This is a genomic window from Bacillus sp. 5mfcol3.1 (genome assembly GCF_900114335.1).
Taxonomy (GTDB): Bacteria; Bacillota; Bacilli; order Bacillales; family Bacillaceae_G; genus Bacillus_A; species Bacillus_A thuringiensis_S.
In genome coordinates this window covers 1-20657 of sequence record NZ_FOST01000019.1, presented here as the reverse complement: position 1 = coordinate 20657, position 20657 = coordinate 1, and the positions used below count along the sequence as shown (strand labels likewise).

The window sequence follows — 20657 nt, the reverse complement described above, 5'->3', positions numbered from 1 at the left end:
AGAAGTTAAAATGGCGGTCCCGACCGGGGTCGAACCGGCGATCTCCTGCGTGACAGGCAGGCATGTTAACCACTACACCACGGGACCATTTGGTTGCGGGGACAGGATTTGAACCTGCGACCTTCGGGTTATGAGCCCGACGAGCTACCGTACTGCTCCACCCCGCGATAATACTATTCATATAAAATTCATATGGTGGAGGATGACGGGATCGAACCGCCGACCCCCTGCTTGTAAGGCAGGTGCTCTCCCAGCTGAGCTAATCCTCCGAAGTGGTGACCCGTACGGGATTCGAACCCGTGTTACCGCCGTGAAAGGGCGGTGTCTTAACCACTTGACCAACGGGCCAATATGTATGGCAGAGAAGAAGGGATTCGAACCCTCGCACCGCGTTAGCGATCTACTCCCTTAGCAGGGGAGCCCCTTGAGCCACTTGGGTACTTCTCTGTATGGCTCCGCAGGTAGGACTCGAACCTACGACCGATCGGTTAACAGCCGATAGCTCTACCACTGAGCTACTGCGGAATAATGAAGACAATTTGTATCTTATAAAAATTCTTACTGTAAGTCAAGAAGTTTTTAACAACATCTTGTTCAAACGTGACATGTTTATAATATACTGGATTGCGTTTTTACTGTCAAGATGTTTTCGATATCGGTTTGAGTTTCCCTTTACACTTTCCGCAGACATATCTTTTTGTATTTATTTGACGCCTTCTTACATATTGAAGTAAACACTCCATACATTCATACTTATAAATCTTTTTTTCCTTCTCTTCATTAATCATTCGTTTACAAAAACGAGGTGCATCAACTTTCTTTAACAACTCACGAAAATCTCTGCCCCTGTGCTTATACCCTCTTCCTGTAATATGCAAGTGATAATGACACAGTTCATGTTTGATGATTCCGATTAACTCCTCCTTACCATACATTTCGTAATATCGATAATTCAGTTCAACATTGTGACTCTTCAACAAATAACGCCCACCAGTTGTACGCAGCCTACTATTGAACGTTGCTTTATGTAAAAACGGCATTCCGAAGTATTGTAGCGATACTTCTTCCACTAGCCGTTGGATTTCTCCCTCGCCCATTCTCATTCCTCCTAAACAAAAAAATATTTTTACACTTTTCACGCTTCTTATACATATATTAAATAGTACATATACCCATCCTCATTCAAGACGCGTGGTTTCTAAAAACACAACATGAATAGAAATCCACTCACCAACCTCTCATCAATAGCACTTTAGATTTTTGAGAGTAGGATTAAACAAGGAGGGATTCCTATGCCTACGTGGCTAAAAAAACAGATGCAACGTGCATATTTCGAAAAAAACCGGTATCAAATTAAATTGCTAAATGAATGCTGGTTTTATTATAGCAAAATACATCAAAACTCATAATCCATTACACTTTTTATTCTATAAAAAAAGAGCAGTTTCATCTGCTCTCTTCTCTTACTATTCAATCGGCAACATAGATAGTGCAACGCGTCCTTTTTTTGTATCAATATCATCTACCCATACTTTTACAATTTGTCCTACTGATACAACATCTAACGGATGCTTTACAAACTGTTTACTAAGCTTAGAAATATGCACTAAACCATCTTGCTTTACGCCTACATCAACAAAAGCACCAAAATCAACAACGTTACGCACTGTTCCTTCTAGTTCCATACCACGTTTTAAATCTTCTAATTTCAAAATCCCTTTTTTCAGAAGTGGTTTAGGCAACTCATCCCTCATATCTCGTTCTGGGCTAATGAGCGCATCTATAATATCAACTAACGTCGGCTCCCCAACCCCCGTTTCTTGAGACAACTTAGAAATCTCTACTTCTTCCAATCTCTTTTGTAATTGCGGTTGTCCTACGTCATCTATCGATAACCCTAAACTCTTCAATAACAATTCAACATTTTTATATTGTTCGGGATGAATACCTGTTCGATCTAATGGATTCGCTCCTTCTAATATACGCAAGAAACCTATACATTGTTCGTACGTCTTTGCACCTAAACGTGGGATTTTCTTTAATTCCGTGCGCTTTGTGAATTTCCCATCCTCTTCTCTCTTTGCCACAATATTTTTCGCAACAGTTTTCGATAAACCTGAAACATATTGTAACAATGCAACCGAAGCCGTATTTACATTAACCCCAACTTGGTTAACAGCTGTCTCTACTACAAATGTTAATGACTCATTCAATCTCTTTTGAGATACATCATGTTGGTATTGTCCAACCCCAACTGATTTAGGATCAATTTTCACAAGTTCAGCCAGTGGATCTTGCAGACGTCTTCCAATAGAAACGGCACTTCTCTCTTCAACCTGTAAATTCGGGAATTCTTCACGAGCTAAATCAGAAGCTGAATATACACTAGCACCCGCTTCATTTACAATAATATAAAAGACTTCCTGTTTCACACTTTGTAATACATCTACTATAAATTCCTCTGTTTCTCTAGATGCTGTCCCATTACCAATTGCAATCATTTCAACTTGATATTTATCTATAATAGAAAGAACTTTCGTTTTTGCGTCATCATATTTACGAACAGGCGGATGCGGATAAATAACATCAATATGTAGTACTTTCCCCGTATCATCTACTACAGATAATTTACAACCAGTTCTATATGCCGGGTCTACCGCTAGCACGACTTTCCCTTTCATCGGAGGTTGTAATAATAAGTTACGTAAGTTCTCAGAGAAAATATGTATCGCTTGTTCTTCAGCTATTTCTGTTAATTCTTTACGAATTTCTCTTTCGATTGAAGATTGAATTAATCGTTTATAACCATCTTCAATCGCTAATTGTACATAATGCGCACTTTTAGAATCGTTATCACGAATTACTTTCTTATATAAGAAATTTAATATCTCATCTACTGGTGGGACAACAGAAACTCTCAATATATCTTCTTTCTCACCGCGATTCATTGCTAATACACGATGTGGTACTACTTTTTGCAATGGTTCTTCATAACTGTAATACATTTCATATATATTCTTTTCATCTTTTTCTTCACCTTTTACAGACGAAGACATAATACCTTTTCTAAAAGTAATATTTCGAATCCAACTACGATACGTAGCTTCATCTGAAATCATTTCTGCAATAATGTCTTGTGCACCTTGTAAAGCTTCTTCTGCAGATTGCACTTCTTTCTCTGCATTAATAAATTCCACTGCCTTTTTAGCCGGATCTTCTTTCTTATATAACAACAACCATTCAGCTAACGGTTCTAACCCTTTTTCTTTTGCAATCGTTGCTTTCGTTCTTCTTTTCTCTTTATATGGACGATATAAATCTTCTACTTCCTGCAACTTTGTAGCTTTAACAATTTGCTGTCTCAGCTCTCCTGTCAGTTTTCCCTTCTCATCAATAAGACGAATAACTTCTTCCTTCCTATCTTCAAGTTGCATCATATATTGCCATCTCTCTAAAATCGCACGAATTTGCACCTCATCTAAAGAGCCTGTCCATTCTTTTCGGTAACGAGCAATAAATGGAACTGTGTTACCTTCTTCTGTTAATTGAATAACATGACGAACTTGCTTTTCGCTAAAGCCTAATTCTTTCACTAACATTTTCATTAACGCTTGTCGATTATCTACCATTTCCATATACAACCGTAACCTCCTCTATAATAAAAAAAGTTGCCCTTCAAAGAGAGCAACTTAAACTGCCGATTTAAAAATCTATTAGTCCTAAACTAATTTGTAACGCTTCATCTACACGACTCATCATCACTTCATCTAAATGAGTGATTTTGTCCGTTAAGCGTTGCTTATCGATTGTTCGAATCTGCTCAAGTAAAATAACAGAATCTCTCTCAAAACCATACTTTTTCGCATCAATTTCCACATGAGTGGGTAATTTTGCTTTTTGAATCTGTGCAGTAATAGCCGCTACAATCACCGTTGGACTAAAACGATTTCCGATGTCATTTTGAATGACAAGAACCGGACGAACGCCTCCTTGCTCAGAACCAACAACTGGGGAAAGGTCTGCAAAATACACGTCGCCGCGTTTTACAATCAAAATATTACCCCCCGCTAACTAAGCGTTCTACTGTATGAGCTGCTTCATACTCCGCTAAGAAAGCTTCAGATGCAATACCAAGATTAATTTTTCCCATTTCAATATACCCACGTCGCATTGATTCATGTTGGTAGCGTTTCTTCGTCTTATGTTGACGCAATAACAATTGTGTTGCCTGGCAAATTAGTTCATGGCGATTCTTATTCTCTTGTTTTCCAATTCCGTCCAATTCCGTTACCATTTGCTTTGGCAACCGAACCACGATTTCAGTAGTTACACTTGATTCGGACACAAAAATACACCTCCACCGTCAACTACACACCCAAATATATATATGACACCTATTGTAATAATACCATTGTATGGAGCCTGTTGCAAAGACTTCCTTATTCCTTGCTTATGTTTTCCAATTCATAAACAAAACATTCATCTTCTTAAATTTTTTATCTCATAACTAACTAAAAACAATAGAACTCCTCTTCAAAACTTACGTGTAACTTATATAAAAAATGATTATAAGTAAAAAGCTTCTCATCAAAAAGAGCTTATTATCCAGCAATGAACAGTCACTCCAATGACAAGAAGCAATCATACTACCTTCTATATATTGTTCAAGTAATTAATTATCTCTACAACCTTACCATTCCGTATAAATATTCTTGGCACACGGAAACTGATCGTTGCAATAATTTCATAATTAATAGTCCCTGAATATTCCGCAACCTCTGTAGCGCTAATATACTCATCTCCCTGCCTTCCAATAAGCGTAACTTTCGTACCAAGCGGCACTTCACAAGGAAGATGAATCATGAACTGATCCATTGTTACTCGCCCTACAATCGGTACCCTTTTACCATTTATAAGCACTTCAAATCCTTGTAATCTTCTAAGCCATCCATCTGCATAACCAATCGCTACAGTCGCGATCCATTCTTCAGTTTTCGTTCGATAAGTGACGTTATAACTAATTCCATCACCTTTAATCACCTGTTTAATATGAGCTACTTTCGTATGCAGTGATAGCGCCGGTTCTAATTCAAATGGTAAAAAAGGACGTATTTCTACAGAAGGAGATAATCCATACATTGCAATCCCAATTCGCACTGCATTAAATGTAATCCCTTGAAAACGTAACGTGGCAGCACTATTAGCTGTATGGACAAACTTAGGATCCACTCCGAATTCTTTCAACCAACTTAACTGCTCTAAGAACGTGTTATATTGCTTATCAAAATACGAAGTCTCAACCTCATCTGCCGTTGCAAAATGCGTGTATACTCCTTCTAACTCTAAAAACGGTGCACCTTCTAAACTCTTTAAAAATGCTTTCAGTTCTTTTCTTTCACGTATTCCAATTCTCCCCATACCACTATCAAAGTTAATATGGAATTTCATTACAGATGAACCATCCCAAAGTTTAATTGCTTCGTCCACCCATTCTTTTTGAAAAACAGTTAGCGCTACATCATTTTCAGCAGCTACATTTACATCACGCGGCGGCGAGGGACCTAACACTAAAATCGGCACAGTAATACCAGCCCTCCGAAGCACTAAAGCTTCATCTAAAAAAGCAACTGCTAACCTTGTTGCACCCGCTTCTAATGCCGTTTTAGCCACCGGTACATAATCGTGCCCATACGCGTTTGCTTTAACTACAGCAAAAATCTCTACATCACTTGGGATGAACTCTTTAATATGTGTAACGTTGTTATAAATGGCATCTAAATCCACTTCCACCCAAGTGTCACGGTAAAATGGTGCTTCTTCCATAAATACACTTCCTTATACACGATATGCGAAGCTTATTCTTTTATATGCTTCTTTTATGAAATCCACCTTCAAACTAAGAAAAGACGTGGTGCACAAATATCACCACGTCTAAGAAGTCTACTTCACCTGCTTCGCTGTAACTGAACGAGCAACCATTAGTAGCTCCTTCGGCTCTAAACCTTTAGACACGAGCATATATTCTACTCCGTTATGCGACCACGTTACAGAGTCTTTCGTCAATGCACCAATCGTAAACCCAAGATCAACTGGTTCTCCACTTACACTTACCGCTGATGAAGCCTCTGCAACTTTTGCCTTTTCTTGTATTAAAGTAAAGGATTTCTTATTTCCAGTGTATGTGAGTATCGCACGCTTGCCACTGTCTGTCTTCAACTCTTTTTCATCTTGCAGAGTCATACCTTGCGGTGTATCAAGTGGATACAAAATAGCAAACGGTTTGTCTTCTTTCGCTGTTGTTTGAACATCTACCTGCGCTCTAGACATATTTTGTTTCGTATCAAATGCACCTTTATCAAATTTCGCATCGAATTTCACCTTAGAGAAATCTACTTTTACAAGAACATTTTGATCATTATCCATTAACTTCACTGAAACTGGAGTCAAATCGCTCTTCTTCAGCGTAATCTCTTGTTTCGGCAACATATTTTGATGTTGATAGTTTGTTTTTGTTTTAAAAATATAATACTTATCTGTTTTCTCGAAAGTAAGGTTTTTCTTATCCTGCAAAATATCTCTTACAAGTGATTCATATAAATAAGCCTGGCTGCTATTTTGCGGCCAATCACTTTGAAAACGGAAGCTCTTATTAAGTGCTGGCGTTAATACAAATACACCTTCTTCATTTCTTAAAATGATTTGGCTCTGATCTTTTTTTGAATTCTTTAAATTCACACGATAAAAAGACGGTTCCTTATGCCAAATCTCTACATTATACTCCTGAGGCTCATTTCCTGTTTTAATAGATAATTTTGCTTCAGCTTGATAACTTTTCATCCCTTTTACTTTCGCTTCTAAATCTCTCACGACATCATCTTGTTTCTTTTCCACACAACCCGCCAACACAAAAACGGTCAATAAACCGACAAGAACTAAGAACAGACGCCTTTTCATCACTTCAGCCCCTTTGCCCCTATAAATGAATGGAAGATGTACCTTCCTTATCGCTACCTCAAATATATGAGACAAAGATATAAAATATGCAGACTAGCGTGACGAGCTTTCTAAAACAACTTGAGCAACAGCAAATTCCTTACTATGACTAATTGATAAATGAACAACATACTCTGTACTTGTAATCAGAATCGGCTTACCTCTTTCATCATTTTTCACTTCAATATCTAAAAAGCTCACTTCTTTCCCGATACCAGTACCTACAGCTTTTGAATACGCCTCTTTCGCTGCAAACCTTCCAGCTACAAACTCTGTAAGACGACTTCCTTTCAGCTCCATAGCAACATTACGTTCATTTTCTGTTAAAATACGTTCCATAAATTTAAGCTTTCCATCTAGCATTTTTTCAATACGATTTAATTCAATAATATCGATTCCAATCCCTATAATCATTTCAAAATCCCCTTCTTCTATTTAACTTTCTTCTTTCATATTGATAAGAATAACAGAGAATCTTTCTGATGCAAAAGGGGTGATAGTAACCGTATGCTAATAAGATCTACTCAGATTTCTTTACAACCGACTATTCTCACCTTACTTTTTATTCACTTAGTCATGATGATATTAGGCGACTTTTTCCTCTTCCCACTGGCAGCCTCTAATGAATATATCGCTAAAGGAGAATGGTGGCGTGTCATAACTTCCCTTCTGGTACACGTAGACTTACAACATTTTCTTTCTAATAGTATTTTTTTGTTTGCACTTGGTTCTTCTATCGAAAAGCAACTCGGACACTTTTCTTTTTTTATTCTATTTTTTCTTTCTGGAATTTCCGGAAATATTTCTTCTTATATTATTATGCCTCCTGAATATATTCACGCAGGTGCATCAGGTGGTATTTTCGGACTATTAGGCGCACAATTATTTTTATTGTACAATCGATACCGCTCTTCAAAACCAAAAGAAATTGCCATTTTCTCAATTGTGATACTTCTATTACTGCTATTTACTTTCTTTAATCCTTCCGCCAATCCGCTCAGTCATTTAACAGGTTTAATAACCGGCGGCATTTTAACTCCCTTTCTAACAAAAAAAAACGATGGTGCAAAGCTTATTTAATATAAAAGCTTGCACCATCGATAATTTCTACATCTACCTGTTCGTTTAAATCCCTCATTAATTGAAATAAAGACTCATCCTTCATCTTCGCCTCAATCATACAATCAATTTGCGGAACACTTCCCTTTATCCTTCTTAAAAAAGATAAAAATGCGTCTACATTAATATAATCTGCATGAGCTCTTGGATCTTTTCCCTCTCTAGGGCTAGAGATATGCATTTTAACCGGTAACAAAGATGTTTCCCACGTATGAACAACACGTGCCCAATCTTCATACCAATCTTCTTGCTCATTATTCATCATATGGTGATGCAAATCAAACACGACGGGAATATCTAATTTTTCTCCTAAATATAATGTTTCCTCTAACGTAAAAGTTGTATCATCATTTTCTAATATAATCATTTCTTGAATACCCCTTGGGACATTAGACCAATTCTCTATAAAACGCTCTAATGCAAGTTCTTTATCTTTATACCCTCCTCCAACATGTAGTACACATCGTTGCTTATGTTCAATCCCCATGCCTTTTAATAATTTTTTGTGCATCTGCAATGTCTTTACAGATTGTTTAAAAACACTCTCCTCAGGTGAATTTAGTACAACAAAATGATCTGGATGGAAATCAATTCGCATATTCATATGAATTGCATATTCACCTAATTCTTTCAATTTTTCTTTTAAAGGACGAATATAGTTCCACTCTAGCAATTCCTCATGATTCGCTAAAGGAATGAGCTTAGAACTAAGCCGAAAGAAAGATATGTCATGTCCCTTATTATGCTTTAATAAACGTAAACAATTTTCCAAATTGGAATTAGCAATTCTTTCAAGTTTACGAATTGCAGCATCACGATCATCTATTTTCTGAAACTGTGCGTACGTCATCGTTTGAGATGGGGATGCATTCTTCAAATGCACACTCATCGCAACGTAACCAAGCCTTACAAGCATATAACAGCCCCTTTTCTATCATAACTACTATGTAGTATGCACAATTACAGAAATAAAAAAAGAGAATGCCAACAAAGGGCATTCTCTTTTTTATTAAGCTTGTGGACGGCTATGATGTTTTCTTTCGCCGCGTCCATTTGAAGATCCTGGGCGACCTTGACCTTCACCTCTACGACCACGACTGCCACCATCACGATTACGATCACGGTTTCCATCACGATTGCGATCACGGTTTCCGTCACGATTACGTCCATCACGGTTACGACCATCGCCACCGCCACGTCCGTCACGACTACGATTACGGTTACCATCACGGTATCCGCCTCCGTTACCGCCACGTTTTTTAGAACCGCCACCTCTTGAAACAACTGGTGGTTCTGATGTTAAAGCGATCGGAGTTGTATCCGGCTCTTTAGTCATCATTTTTAAAGCAGCAGCTACTACTGTTACAGAGTCATTCTCTTCTAACATTTCTTCTGCAATACGCTTGTAGTATGATAAGTTCTCATTTTGGATTGTGCTTTGAAGTTTTTCAGCGATTAAACGTTGTTGACCTTCTAATGCCTCATCAAGTGTCGGTGCTTCCATACGATCAACTTTACGCTTTGTTGTACGCTCGATATTTTTTAATTGTCCTGATTCACGTGGTGTTACAAATAACATTGCAATACCTTTTTTACCTGCACGGCCAGTACGACCGATACGGTGAACGTATGATTCTGGATCTTGTGGGATATCGAAGTTGTATACGTGTGTTACGCCTGAAATATCAAGACCACGTGCAGCAACGTCTGTTGCAACAAGAACTTCAATAGCACCTTCTTTAAATTTACGTAATACAGACATACGTTTCGCCTGTGTTAAGTCACCATGAATACCTTCTGCTGCATAACCACGTAAGTTTAATGCTTCTGATAATTCATCAACACGACGCTTTGTACGACCGAATACGATCGCAAGCTCTGGAGATTGAATATCTAGTAAGCGTGTTAACACGTCAAACTTTTTCTTTTCTTGCACTTCTAAATAGAACTGCTGAATGTTTGGCATTGTTACTTCTTTTGCTTTTACTTTAATGTGTTGAGGCTCAGTCATGAAACGCTCAGCAATACGACGGATTGGATCTGGCATTGTCGCTGAGAATAATAATGTTTGATGTGTTTCTGGCACATCTGTTAAAATCGCTTCAATATCTTCAATGAAGCCCATGTTTAACATTTCATCCGCTTCATCAAGAACAACAGTCTCTACGTTTTGTAAGCGAAGTGTTTTACGGTTAATATGATCTAAAATACGACCCGGCGTACCAACAATAATGTGTGGGTGTTTTTTTAGAGCACGAATTTGGCGGTTAATATCTTGACCACCATAAATTGGTAGAATACGAACACGTTTATGTTTACCAATTTTGTATAGCTCTTCTCCAACTTGAATTGCTAATTCACGCGTTGGCGCGATAACAATACCTTGAACTGCTTCTTTATTTGTATCCACTTTATCTAATAGTGGTAATCCGAATGCTGCTGTTTTCCCTGTACCTGTTTGCGCTTGCCCAATAATATCCTTACCTTGCAATGCATGTGGAATTGTTTCAGCTTGAATCGGCGTAGCCTCTTCAAAGCCCATACTTTCAACCGATTGCAGTAAAGACTCACTTAATCCTAATTCTCGAAATGTTGTCAATGTTACTTCTCCTTTTCTATCCTATACTTATCATTTAAAAAAAGGCGTTTTCCGAATTTGCGGAAAAGCCCTTTTCCTGAATGCTCACGTATATAACCGGGCGTATATTCTTCACGAAAATACTTCTAAACGTTATTACACTTTATCAATTATAAGTTTTGTATGTGTAAAAAGCAAACCCAACTGTTACCTTATTTTATATTCAGGGCCTTTTTCTTTACTTTTATTTTTTTATCATTTACTGTAAGCGCTTATTATAAGTTTCTTCTATTTTCGTGACTATCATCCCTATTTATATACACCAATTATTTCAACATCGTAATTACTTCTTCTAATTTCATACCGCGAGATGCTTTTATTAATACAACTTCTTTCGCATCGACTACTGCTTGTAAATCTCTTACTAACTCTTCTTTATTATCATACGCCTTTACACGTTCATTAGGGAAATTAATTTTTGCTCCTTCAGCAATTTGAGCTCCTAATCTACCGTATGTGAATACATGTGAGATTTTTGCTGGATCGATTAATTTACCTACCTCATAATGGAACTGCACTTCTTGATTTCCAAGTTCTAACATATCACCAAGCACAACGATTTTTTTAGTAAACCCATCTAAACCATTCATTAAATGGAATGCTGCCTCCATAGCCGTCGGACTTGCATTATAAGCATCGTTGATAATTGTTAATCCACTATCCGTTTTTACAATCTCCATACGCATGCCCGTCATTTGAAGTGTTACTAAACCTTGTTTCATTTCTTCCCACGTCACACCAAAATGTGTCGCAATTGCCATTGAAGCAAGTGTATTGTACACATTATGTTTTCCTAACACCGGTAGGTAGAATGAAATATTTTCATCTCTATTCATTTTAAAATGTGTCCCAGTTGCCTGTAATGTTACAGTTGTTGGATAGTAATCGTTGGCTCTTGCATCACCAAACGTAACTGTTTCCGCTGCTAAATTCATTTCAGGAACACGATTCGTTAATAACGGCTCATCTCCATTATATACGAACACGCCACCTTCTTGTAACCCTGTAACAATTTCTAATTTCGCTTCAGCAATGGCCTCACGAGATCCTAAATCCATTAAATGTGCTTCACCAATATTCGTAATGATAGCTGCATTAGGACGAGCTAACTTAGATAAAAATTCAATCTCTCCTCGGCTTGACATACCCATTTCTAATACAGCTACTTCTGTATTTTCTTCTAAGTTTAAAATAGTGAGAGGTAACCCAATATGGTTATTGAAATTTCCTTCTGTTTTTTGAACTTTGAACTTAGTCGCGAGAATACTTGTCACAATATCTTTCGTGGATGTTTTACCGTTACTACCTGTCACACCAACAACTTTAACATCCAATTGATCGCGATAGTTTTTCGCTAACATTTGCAGTGCAGATAGCGTATCTTCTACAAAAATAACCGGAAGATTCTCGGGTGGATTTGCTACATCTTTCATCCACAATGTAGCTACAGCTCCATTTTCAACTGCTTTATCTACAAAAGCATGTCCATCGAAACGCTCCCCTTGAATCGGAACATATAAGTTTCCTTTTTCAATTTTTCTCGTATCAATAGACACGCCTTGAATAATAGTTCCCTCATATTGCTCTGCTAATCCAGTACCATTTACCATCTGTTCTACTTGCTTTAACATTCGCTTTATCATATAGAAACGCTCCTTACATAGAGGAAGCACTATTCCTACGAATAGTGCTTCCTCCTTTTTTTGTTAGATTGTATATTTAATTTTTTGTTTTTCTTCGTGACGTTCAATCGCTAAACGAATTAACTCTTCGATTAACTCTGGATACGGTAACCCAGTATGTTGCCATAATAGAGGGAACATACTAAACGGTGTAAATCCTGGCATAGTGTTTACTTCGTTAATATACACTTCTCCGTCTTTCGTTAAGAAGAAATCAGCTCGCGTTAAGCCTGCACCATCTAATGATTGGAACGCAATAATTGCATCACGCTTAATCACATCAGATTCTTCTTCTGTCATTTCAGCTGGAATAATTAACGCCGTATCACCATCGATATATTTCGACTTATAATCATAGAAGTCCTTTTTCGGAACGATTTCACCTACAACTGAACATTTCGGCTCATCATTACCTAGTACCCCAACTTCTACTTCACGACCTACAATATTTTCTTCTACAATAATTTTGCGATCAAATTGGAATGCCTCTACAAATGCATTCTCAAGTTCTTCACGATTTTTACACTTATTAATACCAACACTTGAACCAAGGTTTGCTGGTTTTACGAAACAAGGATATCCTAACTTATCTTCTACTTTAGAATAAGCTTCCTGGCGATCTTTTTCCCATGCACTGCGAATGAAAGACGCATATTTTGCTTGTTTTAAACCAGCCTCTGCAAAGATGTTTTTCATAACAACTTTATCCATACCAGCAGATGACGCTAGAACACCATTTCCTACATAAGGAATATTCATCAATTCTAATAATCCTTGAACCGTTCCATCTTCACCGTTTGGTCCATGTAGTAATGGGAAAATAACGTCAATAGCGTTTTCCTCAGAAGCTGCAGATGGAATAATCTCTGTACTTAATGATAACGGAGAAATCGCATTTTCTGCACTACTCATTTTTAAAGCTTCAACATCTGTTACTTCACCTTCAATACGCTCACCACGTACCCATTGACCTTGTTCTGTAATATAAATTGGATGAATCTCGAATTTATCTTGATTTAACGCTTTAATAGCAGCAAGAGCCGTCTGTAACGAAACTTGATGCTCAGCTGATTTTCCACCATATAATAAACCTAATTTAATTTTTGTCACTGAAATCACCCTAACCAATTGTTTTCATTTTTCTATTTTAGCACTTTTTATAAAAATAGGTAGTTCCTATTTGAAATAAAATGTAACTTCCACAAATAATTAAATGACACTACTTATTGGTTTTCTACACTTTTTCTATTCCACTACTATACAAAGGTGAATTTTAAAATGAAATGGTAATCCTATCTAGTTATGTACCTAAAATATGTAGAAATCCCCTTTTTTGTGTATGTCACCTATTTACTAAGAAGATTGTTTGGTTAGTGTATCTTTTTGCCTTTGCTCAACAAGGCGATCTAAAGAAATATATACAATACCTGCAACTACACATCCTACAGCTAAAATTGTAAATAGCAAGTGGCCAAGTAATCGATCTAATAAAAAGCCTCCCAAAAGTGGACCAAATGCGCTTCCTGTAATCCACTGCAAACTTGCAGCGCCCATATAAGTCCCTCTCAAATGCTCAGGGGCCAAGTTTGCTACAAATGTCATCTGTACAGGCGACATAATCATCTCACCTAACGTATATATAGCATAAACGAACAGTAGTGTTATTAAAATAACTGTAGCATTTGTATTAAACTCTCCAAACCACTTCGGTAACCACCCTATAAAAAATAATCCAATCCCGAACAAACATGCACCATATAACATCGTCTTCCCGACTGGTTTATCCGCAGCCCATTTTGAAATTTGAAATTGGAATAAAACAACTAATAGTCCGTTTAACGCCATTAAATATGGATATGGATTATTCGCTCCAAAAATACGCTTCATTTCGTTATCAAAATGTAGTGGCAACATGCCTTCTGTTTGAGAAAACCCCATCGAAATGATAATACCTGCTAATAAGTAAATCATTAATGCCTTATCTCGCATGACAATTTTCCAAACTGCCCCAGATTCCTTTTCTTTATGTTCTTCCTTATCTGTCCTCTTTGGCATCGTCTCTTGAATAAGAAGTAATACAAGTAACGCATAAAATAGCATTGTAGAAGAGGCAATAATAAACACAAGATTCTTTGACAACACAACTACTGATGCTCCCATTATCGGACCAATCGCAGCACCTATATTGTGTCCCATTCGTAATAAACCATATGCCTCTGTTCTTTTTTCTGGTGCCGTTACATCTGCGACCATAGCTGATGCAGCTGGATGAAATAAAGAATTACTCAATCCTAAAAAAATAGATAAAATTGCATATGGAATAAATCCTTCTATAAATAGAAAACCGAGCATTAATAATGCATTACTTGCCATAGAAAATATCATAATCGGCTTTCTTCCATATATGTCAGCAATTCTCCCTCCTATAAGTGAACCAAAGCTTGCAGCAATTGGAGAAAGCGCCATAATAACCCCAACTTCCAACAACGAATCTACCTTATCTTTTAAATATAATGCAAAAAAAGGCATTAACATCATCATTGCAATTCCATTTAACGTCTCTCCAATAAATCGAATCCATACGTTACGGTCCATCTCCCTTAACTCACGCCACGTATTTTTCATCATTTCACTCCTTTAGTTAGCCAACAATTATCTTATAATAAGTTCAGAAAAATGTAAATTTTCAAATAAAAAAATCCATTCTAACAGAATTAGAATGGATTTTTTTCGCTTATAAATTCGCAACATCTTCTTCTTTTTTACTATTATTTAAAGCACTATGTTTTCGGCTATATAAGAAGTAAACCGCTATACCAATAACCATCCATATCCCAAAACTAATCCATGCTGTCCCCGATAATTGAAGCATTAAGTATAAACAGAAAATCACTGTTAACGCTGGTAAAAATGGTACAAGCGGAGCCTTAAATGCCCTTGGTAAGTCTGGATGGGTTCTTCTCATTACAATTACCGCAACAGCTACGAGTGCAAATGCTGACAATGTCCCCATGTTTACAAGATGTGCTAAAACATTTAAATCTATTAATCCTGAAATCAGTGCCGCAATAATTCCCGTTGTCCATGTATTTAAAAATGGCGTTTTAAATTTCGGATGAACTTTAGCAAGACGCTTCGGTAATAAACCATCTCGGCTCATCGCATAAGAAACACGAACTTGCCCATACATCATAACTAGCATTACTGTTGTAATCCCTGTAATTGCTCCTACTGAAATTACCCCCGCTAAGCCATCTTGTCCAATAAATTGCAGTGCAAAAGCAACTGGATCTGATATATTTAGCTGGCCGTATGGAACAATTCCTGTCAAAATAAGCGAAACAACGATATAAAGAACTGTACAAATTAATAACGATGCAATAATACCAATTGGTAAATCACGTTGCGGACGTTTCACTTCTTCTGCCGCTGTTGAAACTGCATCAAATCCTATAAATGCAAAGAATACTGTGGCCGCTCCAGCCATTACACCATCTAAACCAAATGGCATAAAAGGCGTCCAGTTTTCAGGTTTCACATAATTAAAACCAGCAAAAATAAAAATAAGAACAACTGCTATTTTAATAAATACCATAATGTTATTTACTCGTGCACTTTCACGAACACCTCTAGATAAAAGAACTGTCATCACTAAAATAATTAGAACTGCAGGTAGATCAATTATTCCACCCTTTCCTGTACCAGGAGCCGAGGAGAGAATAGTCGGAATGTGGATTCCAAACCCCTTTAATAAAGATTGAAAATATGCAGACCAACCGTTTGCTACAGCAGATGTAGCAAGTAAATATTCAAGCATTAAGTCCCAGCCAATTAAAAATGCGAATACTTCCCCCATCGTCGCGTATGTATACGTATACACACTGCCCGAGACAGGAACTGAAGAAGCAAATTCAGCATAACAAAATGCAGCAAAGGCACAAGCTAGCGCGGCAATCGCAAATGATAATATAATAGCTGGCCCAGAATGTTTCGCTGCCACAACACCCGTTAGAACAAAAATACCAGTTCCAACAATTGCTCCGATTCCAAGCATAGTTAGATCTAGCGCGCCCAATGTTCTCGCTAACGTTTTTTGCTTACTTTCTTGCATTAACTTTGCAATTGGCTTCTTTTGAAAAATTTGCTTCATCTTTCACTCCTCCAAGTTTTAAATTTTCTGAAAATTTTTAATTCGCTTTTTTATTTTACTCATTACGCTTTTCCTAGTCAATACTTTTGTCGAAACAAGTAGAAATTCTTCTGAATATGCACTATCCTTATCATTCTTTCTATATATCTTTCGACAACTCTTTTTGGTATTATTATACATGTCGATTCCACAAAAAAGGCATGCTCCCTTATTGAGAGCATGCCTTTTTTTACTTATTTCACAGTATATGAACCTTGTTCAATCCAGCTATACATATACTTTTCATCTTCTGTTTCATGTGCTTGTTTTACAATACGAAGCGGACGGAATGTGTCTATCATAACAGCTAATTCAAGTGTCTCTTTCTTCCCTATACTTGCCTCTGTTTTCCCCGGATGCGGCCCATGGGGAATCCCGCTCGGATGAAGTGTAATAGAACCTTCTTCCACACCTTTGCGACTCATAAAGTTTCCTTCTACATAGTAAAGAACTTCATCACTATTAACATTACTATGATAATATGGTGCCGGAATTGACTCTGGATGATAATCGTATAAACGTGGTACGAAAGAGCAAATAACAAAATTATGCCCTTCAAATGTTTGATGTACTGGCGGTGGCTGATGAATGCGCCCTGTAATTGGTTCAAAATCCTCTACATTAAATACCCACGGATATAAATAGCCATCCCATCCAACAACATCTAACGGGTGGTGTCCTAAAACATGTTTATGCATATAGCCTCTTGATTTTGTCATTACGACAAACTCGCCTTTTTCATCATAGGTCTCTAATTTTTCTGGACCACGAAGATCTCTTTCACAAAACGGGCTATGCTCTAACAATTGTCCGTATTCATTTCGATAACGACGCGGCGTTGTAATTTGGCTATTCGCCTCTACAACAAGAAACTTAGTCTCTCCTTCATCTGGAATAACACGATAAATCGTTCCAATTGGGATCGTTACATAGTCGCCTTTTCTATAGTGAATCGTTCCAAACATTGTTTCAATTTTCCCTGTTCCATAATGAACAAATAACATTTCGTCGCCATCACCATTACGATAGAAATAATCCATTTTTTCTGTTGGGCTCACTACTCCAATTAACAAATCTTCATTTCCAAGTATGAAATTTCGTCCACTTATTGCATCACCACTTTTTTTATTTTCTTTCGTTCGGAAGTGGCGATGAGAAAGAGCAACATCCTCTTCATACTGCAACTGACAAGAATGCGATAATGCAGAATGACCTACTTCTGTTGGCATATAGTGATGATACAAAATAGACTGCGTACCAGAAAATCCTTTCGTTCCCATTACCTGTTCACGATAAAGCGATCCATCTTTTTTACGAAATTGTACATGTCGTTTATGAGGTAGTTCTCCCATGTGACGATAAAACATGCCCATCACCCGCTTCCTTTTCTTTTTTGATCGTATTACGTAGTGTACCTAAACCAGTAATCGACAGCTCTACAACATCTCCATCTTGTAGCCACTCTTCTGTACCAAGTTCTAAAATACAGCCTGTTCCTACTGTCCCAGAACCAATCACATCTCCTGGATATAACGTCACGTCCTCTGAAGCACGTTCAATCATTTCAGCAAATGTATAGTAAATATCTTGGAAGTTTCCCTTTGATAATAGTTTTCCATTTACATGAGCAGTCATTTCTAAATCATATCGATCACCATTACGATAAACATCTAATTCCTCTTTCGTAACAAGATGTGCTCCTAACGAAGTTGCAAAGTCCTTTCCTTTCGCAGGACCGAGACCTACTTTCATTTCTGTTGCTTGTAAGTCTCTCGCACTCCAGTCGTTCATAATACAATAACCAAAAATATATTCCTCTGCTTGCTCACGAGAAATATTTCGCCCTTCTCTTCCTATTACGCAAGCAATCTCCAACTCGTAATCAAGCTTTTTAGACTTTTTCGGACCAATTACAAAATCACCGGAACCAATTACAGCACGATGATTAGTAAAATAAAAAACCGGAATATCATACCATTCAGGCACAACATCTAGTCCTCTTCGTCCACGAGCTGTTTTTACATGTTGTTCAAATGCGTAAAAATCTCGAATACTACTCGGATTAGGAAGAGCAGCTGTCAATTGTACTTCTTCTAAAGCATATATACCCTTATTTGGATTCTTAATATTCCGCACTACTTCTACATACTCATCCGTTTTCTCTAAAAAAGCCATTATAGAAGAAGGGATTTTCCCTTCACTAGCAAGATTCATATCTATTACTTTGTCACCTTCAAGCCATCCAGCCCGTATTTCTTTTGAAGGAAGACGAAATGTAACAAATTTCATCCTGATTCCTCCTTATAAAAATGAAATTTCCACCAGCAAAGGGACTTTTGCTGGTGGATATAAATCTTATAAGTTTCCGCGACGCTCTTGTTCTCTTTCAATTGATTCGAATAACGCTTTAAAGTTTCCTTCACCAAATCCACGAGAACCTTTACGTTGAATGATTTCAATAAATAAAGTCGGGCGATCTACAATTGGTTTCGTAAAGATTTGTAGTAAGTAACCTTCATCATCACGATCTACTAAGATCTTTAATTCTTTTAATTTATCAATTTCTTCATCGATTTTTCCAACTCGTGCAGTTAACTCATCATAATAAGTATCAGGTGTATCTAAAAACTCCACCCCATTTGCACGAAGCGCTTCAACCGTTTTAACAATATCACTTGTTAATAAAGCAAGATGCTGTACACCAGCTCCATTATAGAATTCTAGATACTCTTGAATTTGTGACTTTCTCTTTCCGTCTGCTGGTTCGTTAATAGGAAACTTAATACGGCTTCCATTTGTCATAACTTTCGACATTAAAGCCGAATACTCTGTACTAATATCATCATCATCAAAATGAATCATTTGTTTAAAGCCCATGACATTCTCGTAATAACTAACCCACTCTTCCATTTTTTCAACATTACCAACTACATGATCGACAGCAATTAAGCCAGACTCTTCAAATGGAATATTAAACTCTACCTTTTGGAATCCTGGCATAAATGCCCCTTTATAATTTTTACGCTCTACAAGCGTATGAATTGTATCACCATACGTACCAATAACTGCTTTTTTCAATGTACCGTCCTCATCTGTTAATTCCTCTGGTGGAGCAATTGCGACGGCACCACGTTTCACTGCTTCTGAGTATGCTTTATCAACATCATCAACAAGTAGTGCCACATCCTTCACGCCATCACCATGAGTCTTTACAAACTCTGCAATACGATTTTCACTACTTAAAGCTCCAGACACAACAAAACGCATATTTTTTTGCACAAGAACATAAGATACCTTTTCACGGTTTCCAGTTTCTAATCCAGAGTAAGCCACAATTTTGAATCCGAATGCTCTCGCAAGATAATAACTCGATTGCTTTGCATTCCCTACGTAAAATTCTAAATGATCTACATCACGTACTGGAAAAAAGTCCTCCATTTGTGCAGCTAGCGTATCCATAGATTTTTGTTTCATAATATCTTCATCCCCCTGTAAATAGATTAAATGGTCCATACTTAAAACCAACCGAAAACGCTTCCAACATAAATAAATAGAAATTAGTTAGCAAGCTAACAAATTCTGACCTTTAAAATTTTCTATCTTTTCTGTCAAATTCCTCTTTTTTTCTTACATATAAAATTCGACTTTTTTCTCTTTGAAATAAAGTGAAACTTTAATCAGCCCTCACCAATCAGGCTTTTACTCAGTGGATTTTTGATTACTCGTTGAATCAAGTTGCAACCGCAGCGTCTAATTAGCCATGGATGCTAAATAATGAGGTAACTTTAATACTTGAAGGTATATAAGAAGAAAATAAAAAAGACTCCAACATATTAACTACTTACTAATACGTTAGAGTCTTTATTTTTTTTGAATGGTTGTATTTACATATATCATACTAATACACTTGCAAGGAATAGAATAAATGATGTTAATATTACCGCTCCACCTAAGGATCCTAATAAATCTGTTTTTGTTACTTGAAACACTTGTTCACTGTTCATATCCCTCATTCTCCTTCCATTTTTGTTTGATT

The 20657-nt window shown here is 37.1% G+C and carries 19 protein-coding genes and 6 tRNA genes; 2 read left to right on the top strand and 23 right to left on the bottom strand.

Features of this window, described 5'->3' with window-relative positions; translation table 11 throughout:
* Positions 1 to 11 precede the first annotated feature (11 nt).
* The 7 genes from BM089_RS29030 to BM089_RS29000 form a co-directional block, all read right to left on the bottom strand.
* Positions 12 to 87: transfer RNA gene (locus BM089_RS29030), tRNA-Asp, on the bottom strand.
* Positions 88 to 90: 3 nt separating this feature from the next.
* A tRNA-Met gene (locus BM089_RS29025) sits at positions 91 to 167 on the bottom strand.
* A 26-nt stretch (positions 168 to 193) separates the two neighbouring features.
* A tRNA-Val gene (locus BM089_RS29020) sits at positions 194 to 269 on the bottom strand.
* A 4-nt stretch (positions 270 to 273) separates the two neighbouring features.
* Positions 274 to 348 (bottom strand) — tRNA-Glu (locus BM089_RS29015).
* 8 nt (positions 349 to 356) lie between these two features.
* Positions 357 to 447, bottom strand: a tRNA-Ser gene (locus BM089_RS29010).
* 3 nt (positions 448 to 450) lie between these two features.
* Positions 451 to 525: transfer RNA gene (locus BM089_RS29005), tRNA-Asn, on the bottom strand.
* Positions 526 to 638: 113 nt separating this feature from the next.
* Positions 639 to 1097, bottom strand: coding sequence for a SprT family protein (locus BM089_RS29000; protein WP_090978918.1), 459 nt, complete (start codon positions 1095 to 1097; stop codon positions 639 to 641).
* 195 nt (positions 1098 to 1292) lie between these two features.
* Between BM089_RS29000 and cmpA the strand changes: the two genes are divergently transcribed.
* Positions 1293 to 1409, top strand: coding sequence for a cortex morphogenetic protein CmpA (gene cmpA, locus BM089_RS28995; protein ID WP_001143640.1), 117 nt, complete (start codon positions 1293 to 1295; stop codon positions 1407 to 1409).
* 57 nt (positions 1410 to 1466) lie between these two features.
* Here the strand turns inward: cmpA and BM089_RS28990 are convergent, their stop codons facing one another.
* From BM089_RS28990 to acpS, 6 genes are all read right to left on the bottom strand, one after another.
* Entirely contained in the window at positions 1467 to 3635 is a 2169-nt protein-coding gene (locus BM089_RS28990) for a Tex family protein (protein ID WP_139213355.1), read from the bottom strand.
* A 67-nt stretch (positions 3636 to 3702) separates the two neighbouring features.
* Positions 3703 to 4053 carry a type II toxin-antitoxin system endoribonuclease NdoA gene (gene ndoA, locus BM089_RS28985; RefSeq protein WP_000635965.1) on the bottom strand — a complete coding sequence of 117 codons (351 nt, stop codon included), beginning with the start codon at positions 4051 to 4053 and terminating at the stop codon, positions 3703 to 3705.
* 4 nt (positions 4054 to 4057) lie between these two features.
* A complete protein-coding gene (locus BM089_RS28980) occupies positions 4058 to 4345 on the bottom strand; it encodes an antitoxin EndoAI (RefSeq protein ID WP_000004570.1) in 288 nt (95 codons plus the stop codon).
* A gap of 308 nt (positions 4346 to 4653) precedes the next feature.
* Positions 4654 to 5823, bottom strand: coding sequence for an alanine racemase (gene alr, locus BM089_RS28975; RefSeq protein ID WP_000390593.1), 1170 nt, complete (start codon positions 5821 to 5823; stop codon positions 4654 to 4656).
* 117 nt (positions 5824 to 5940) lie between these two features.
* The gene (locus tag BM089_RS28970; protein WP_139213356.1) at positions 5941 to 6891 is read right to left on the bottom strand and encodes a LolA family protein; all 951 of its coding nucleotides are present in this window, start codon (positions 6889 to 6891) and stop codon (positions 5941 to 5943) included.
* Between the two features lie 156 nt (positions 6892 to 7047).
* A complete protein-coding gene (gene acpS / locus BM089_RS28965) occupies positions 7048 to 7407 on the bottom strand; it encodes a holo-ACP synthase (protein WP_000583418.1) in 360 nt (119 codons plus the stop codon).
* Positions 7408 to 7500: 93 nt separating this feature from the next.
* Between acpS and BM089_RS28960 the strand changes: the two genes are divergently transcribed.
* Positions 7501 to 8073 (top strand): rhomboid family intramembrane serine protease, encoded by a 573-nt coding sequence (locus BM089_RS28960; protein WP_090978910.1) that lies wholly within the window; start codon positions 7501 to 7503, stop codon positions 8071 to 8073.
* Here the strand turns inward: BM089_RS28960 and uvsE are convergent.
* From uvsE to BM089_RS28910, 10 genes are all read right to left on the bottom strand, one after another.
* Positions 8066 to 9028 carry a UV DNA damage repair endonuclease UvsE gene (gene uvsE / locus BM089_RS28955; protein WP_000961144.1) on the bottom strand — a complete coding sequence of 321 codons (963 nt, stop codon included), beginning with the start codon at positions 9026 to 9028 and terminating at the stop codon, positions 8066 to 8068. The genes BM089_RS28960 and uvsE overlap by 8 nt on opposite strands.
* Before the next feature lie 93 nt (positions 9029 to 9121).
* Complete coding sequence (locus tag BM089_RS28950; protein WP_000206602.1) at positions 9122 to 10711, bottom strand: degradosome RNA helicase CshA; 1590 nt, start codon at positions 10709 to 10711, stop codon at positions 9122 to 9124.
* 305 nt (positions 10712 to 11016) lie between these two features.
* Complete coding sequence (murF, locus tag BM089_RS28945) at positions 11017 to 12393, bottom strand: UDP-N-acetylmuramoyl-tripeptide--D-alanyl-D-alanine ligase (protein ID WP_090978907.1); 1377 nt, start codon at positions 12391 to 12393, stop codon at positions 11017 to 11019.
* Positions 12394 to 12456: 63 nt separating this feature from the next.
* Positions 12457 to 13542 (bottom strand): D-alanine--D-alanine ligase, encoded by a 1086-nt coding sequence (locus tag BM089_RS28940; RefSeq protein WP_000161433.1) that lies wholly within the window; start codon positions 13540 to 13542, stop codon positions 12457 to 12459.
* 243 nt (positions 13543 to 13785) lie between these two features.
* Complete coding sequence (locus tag BM089_RS28935; RefSeq protein ID WP_090978905.1) at positions 13786 to 15057, bottom strand: MDR family MFS transporter; 1272 nt, start codon at positions 15055 to 15057, stop codon at positions 13786 to 13788.
* A gap of 109 nt (positions 15058 to 15166) precedes the next feature.
* Positions 15167 to 16582, bottom strand: a complete 1416-nt coding sequence (locus BM089_RS28930; RefSeq protein WP_000809361.1) for a branched-chain amino acid transporter BcaP — start codon at positions 16580 to 16582, stop codon at positions 15167 to 15169.
* A 233-nt stretch (positions 16583 to 16815) separates the two neighbouring features.
* The gene (locus BM089_RS28925; protein ID WP_014481934.1) at positions 16816 to 17988 is read right to left on the bottom strand and encodes a homogentisate 1,2-dioxygenase; all 1173 of its coding nucleotides are present in this window, start codon (positions 17986 to 17988) and stop codon (positions 16816 to 16818) included.
* Complete coding sequence (locus BM089_RS28920) at positions 17954 to 18910, bottom strand: fumarylacetoacetate hydrolase family protein (RefSeq protein WP_086422752.1); 957 nt, start codon at positions 18908 to 18910, stop codon at positions 17954 to 17956. The genes BM089_RS28925 and BM089_RS28920 overlap by 35 nt, the downstream gene beginning before the upstream one ends.
* Positions 18911 to 18976: 66 nt before the next feature.
* Positions 18977 to 20095 (bottom strand): 4-hydroxyphenylpyruvate dioxygenase, encoded by a 1119-nt coding sequence (gene hppD, locus BM089_RS28915; RefSeq protein ID WP_000810920.1) that lies wholly within the window; start codon positions 20093 to 20095, stop codon positions 18977 to 18979.
* 419 nt (positions 20096 to 20514) lie between these two features.
* On the bottom strand, positions 20515 to 20625 hold the full coding sequence (locus BM089_RS28910; protein ID WP_001083691.1) for a DUF3948 family protein: 111 nt from the start codon (positions 20623 to 20625) through the stop codon (positions 20515 to 20517).
* Between the last annotated feature and the right edge of the window lie 32 nt (positions 20626 to 20657).

What these genes read in the sequence shown, in the direction of transcription:
- BM089_RS29000 (WP_090978918.1), bottom strand. Translation starts at nt 1,097, where the DNA reads ATGGGCGAGGGAGAAATCCAACGGCTAGTGGAAGAAGTATCGCTACAA.
- cmpA (WP_001143640.1), top strand. Translation starts at nt 1,293, where the DNA reads ATGCCTACGTGGCTAAAAAAACAGATGCAACGTGCATATTTCGAAAAA.
- BM089_RS28990 (WP_139213355.1), bottom strand. Translation starts at nt 3,635, where the DNA reads ATGGAAATGGTAGATAATCGACAAGCGTTAATGAAAATGTTAGTGAAA.
- alr (WP_000390593.1), bottom strand. Translation starts at nt 5,823, where the DNA reads ATGGAAGAAGCACCATTTTACCGTGACACTTGGGTGGAAGTGGATTTA.
- acpS (WP_000583418.1), bottom strand. Translation starts at nt 7,407, where the DNA reads ATGATTATAGGGATTGGAATCGATATTATTGAATTAAATCGTATTGAA.
- BM089_RS28960 (WP_090978910.1), top strand. Translation starts at nt 7,501, where the DNA reads ATGCTAATAAGATCTACTCAGATTTCTTTACAACCGACTATTCTCACC.
- uvsE (WP_000961144.1), bottom strand. Translation starts at nt 9,028, where the DNA reads ATGCTTGTAAGGCTTGGTTACGTTGCGATGAGTGTGCATTTGAAGAAT.
- murF (WP_090978907.1), bottom strand. Translation starts at nt 12,393, where the DNA reads ATGATAAAGCGAATGTTAAAGCAAGTAGAACAGATGGTAAATGGTACT.
- BM089_RS28935 (WP_090978905.1), bottom strand. Translation starts at nt 15,057, where the DNA reads ATGAAAAATACGTGGCGTGAGTTAAGGGAGATGGACCGTAACGTATGG.
- BM089_RS28930 (WP_000809361.1), bottom strand. Translation starts at nt 16,582, where the DNA reads ATGAAGCAAATTTTTCAAAAGAAGCCAATTGCAAAGTTAATGCAAGAA.
- BM089_RS28925 (WP_014481934.1), bottom strand. Translation starts at nt 17,988, where the DNA reads ATGTTTTATCGTCACATGGGAGAACTACCTCATAAACGACATGTACAA.
- BM089_RS28920 (WP_086422752.1), bottom strand. Translation starts at nt 18,910, where the DNA reads ATGAAATTTGTTACATTTCGTCTTCCTTCAAAAGAAATACGGGCTGGA.
- hppD (WP_000810920.1), bottom strand. Translation starts at nt 20,095, where the DNA reads ATGAAACAAAAATCTATGGATACGCTAGCTGCACAAATGGAGGACTTT.
- BM089_RS28910 (WP_001083691.1), bottom strand. Translation starts at nt 20,625, where the DNA reads ATGAACAGTGAACAAGTGTTTCAAGTAACAAAAACAGATTTATTAGGA.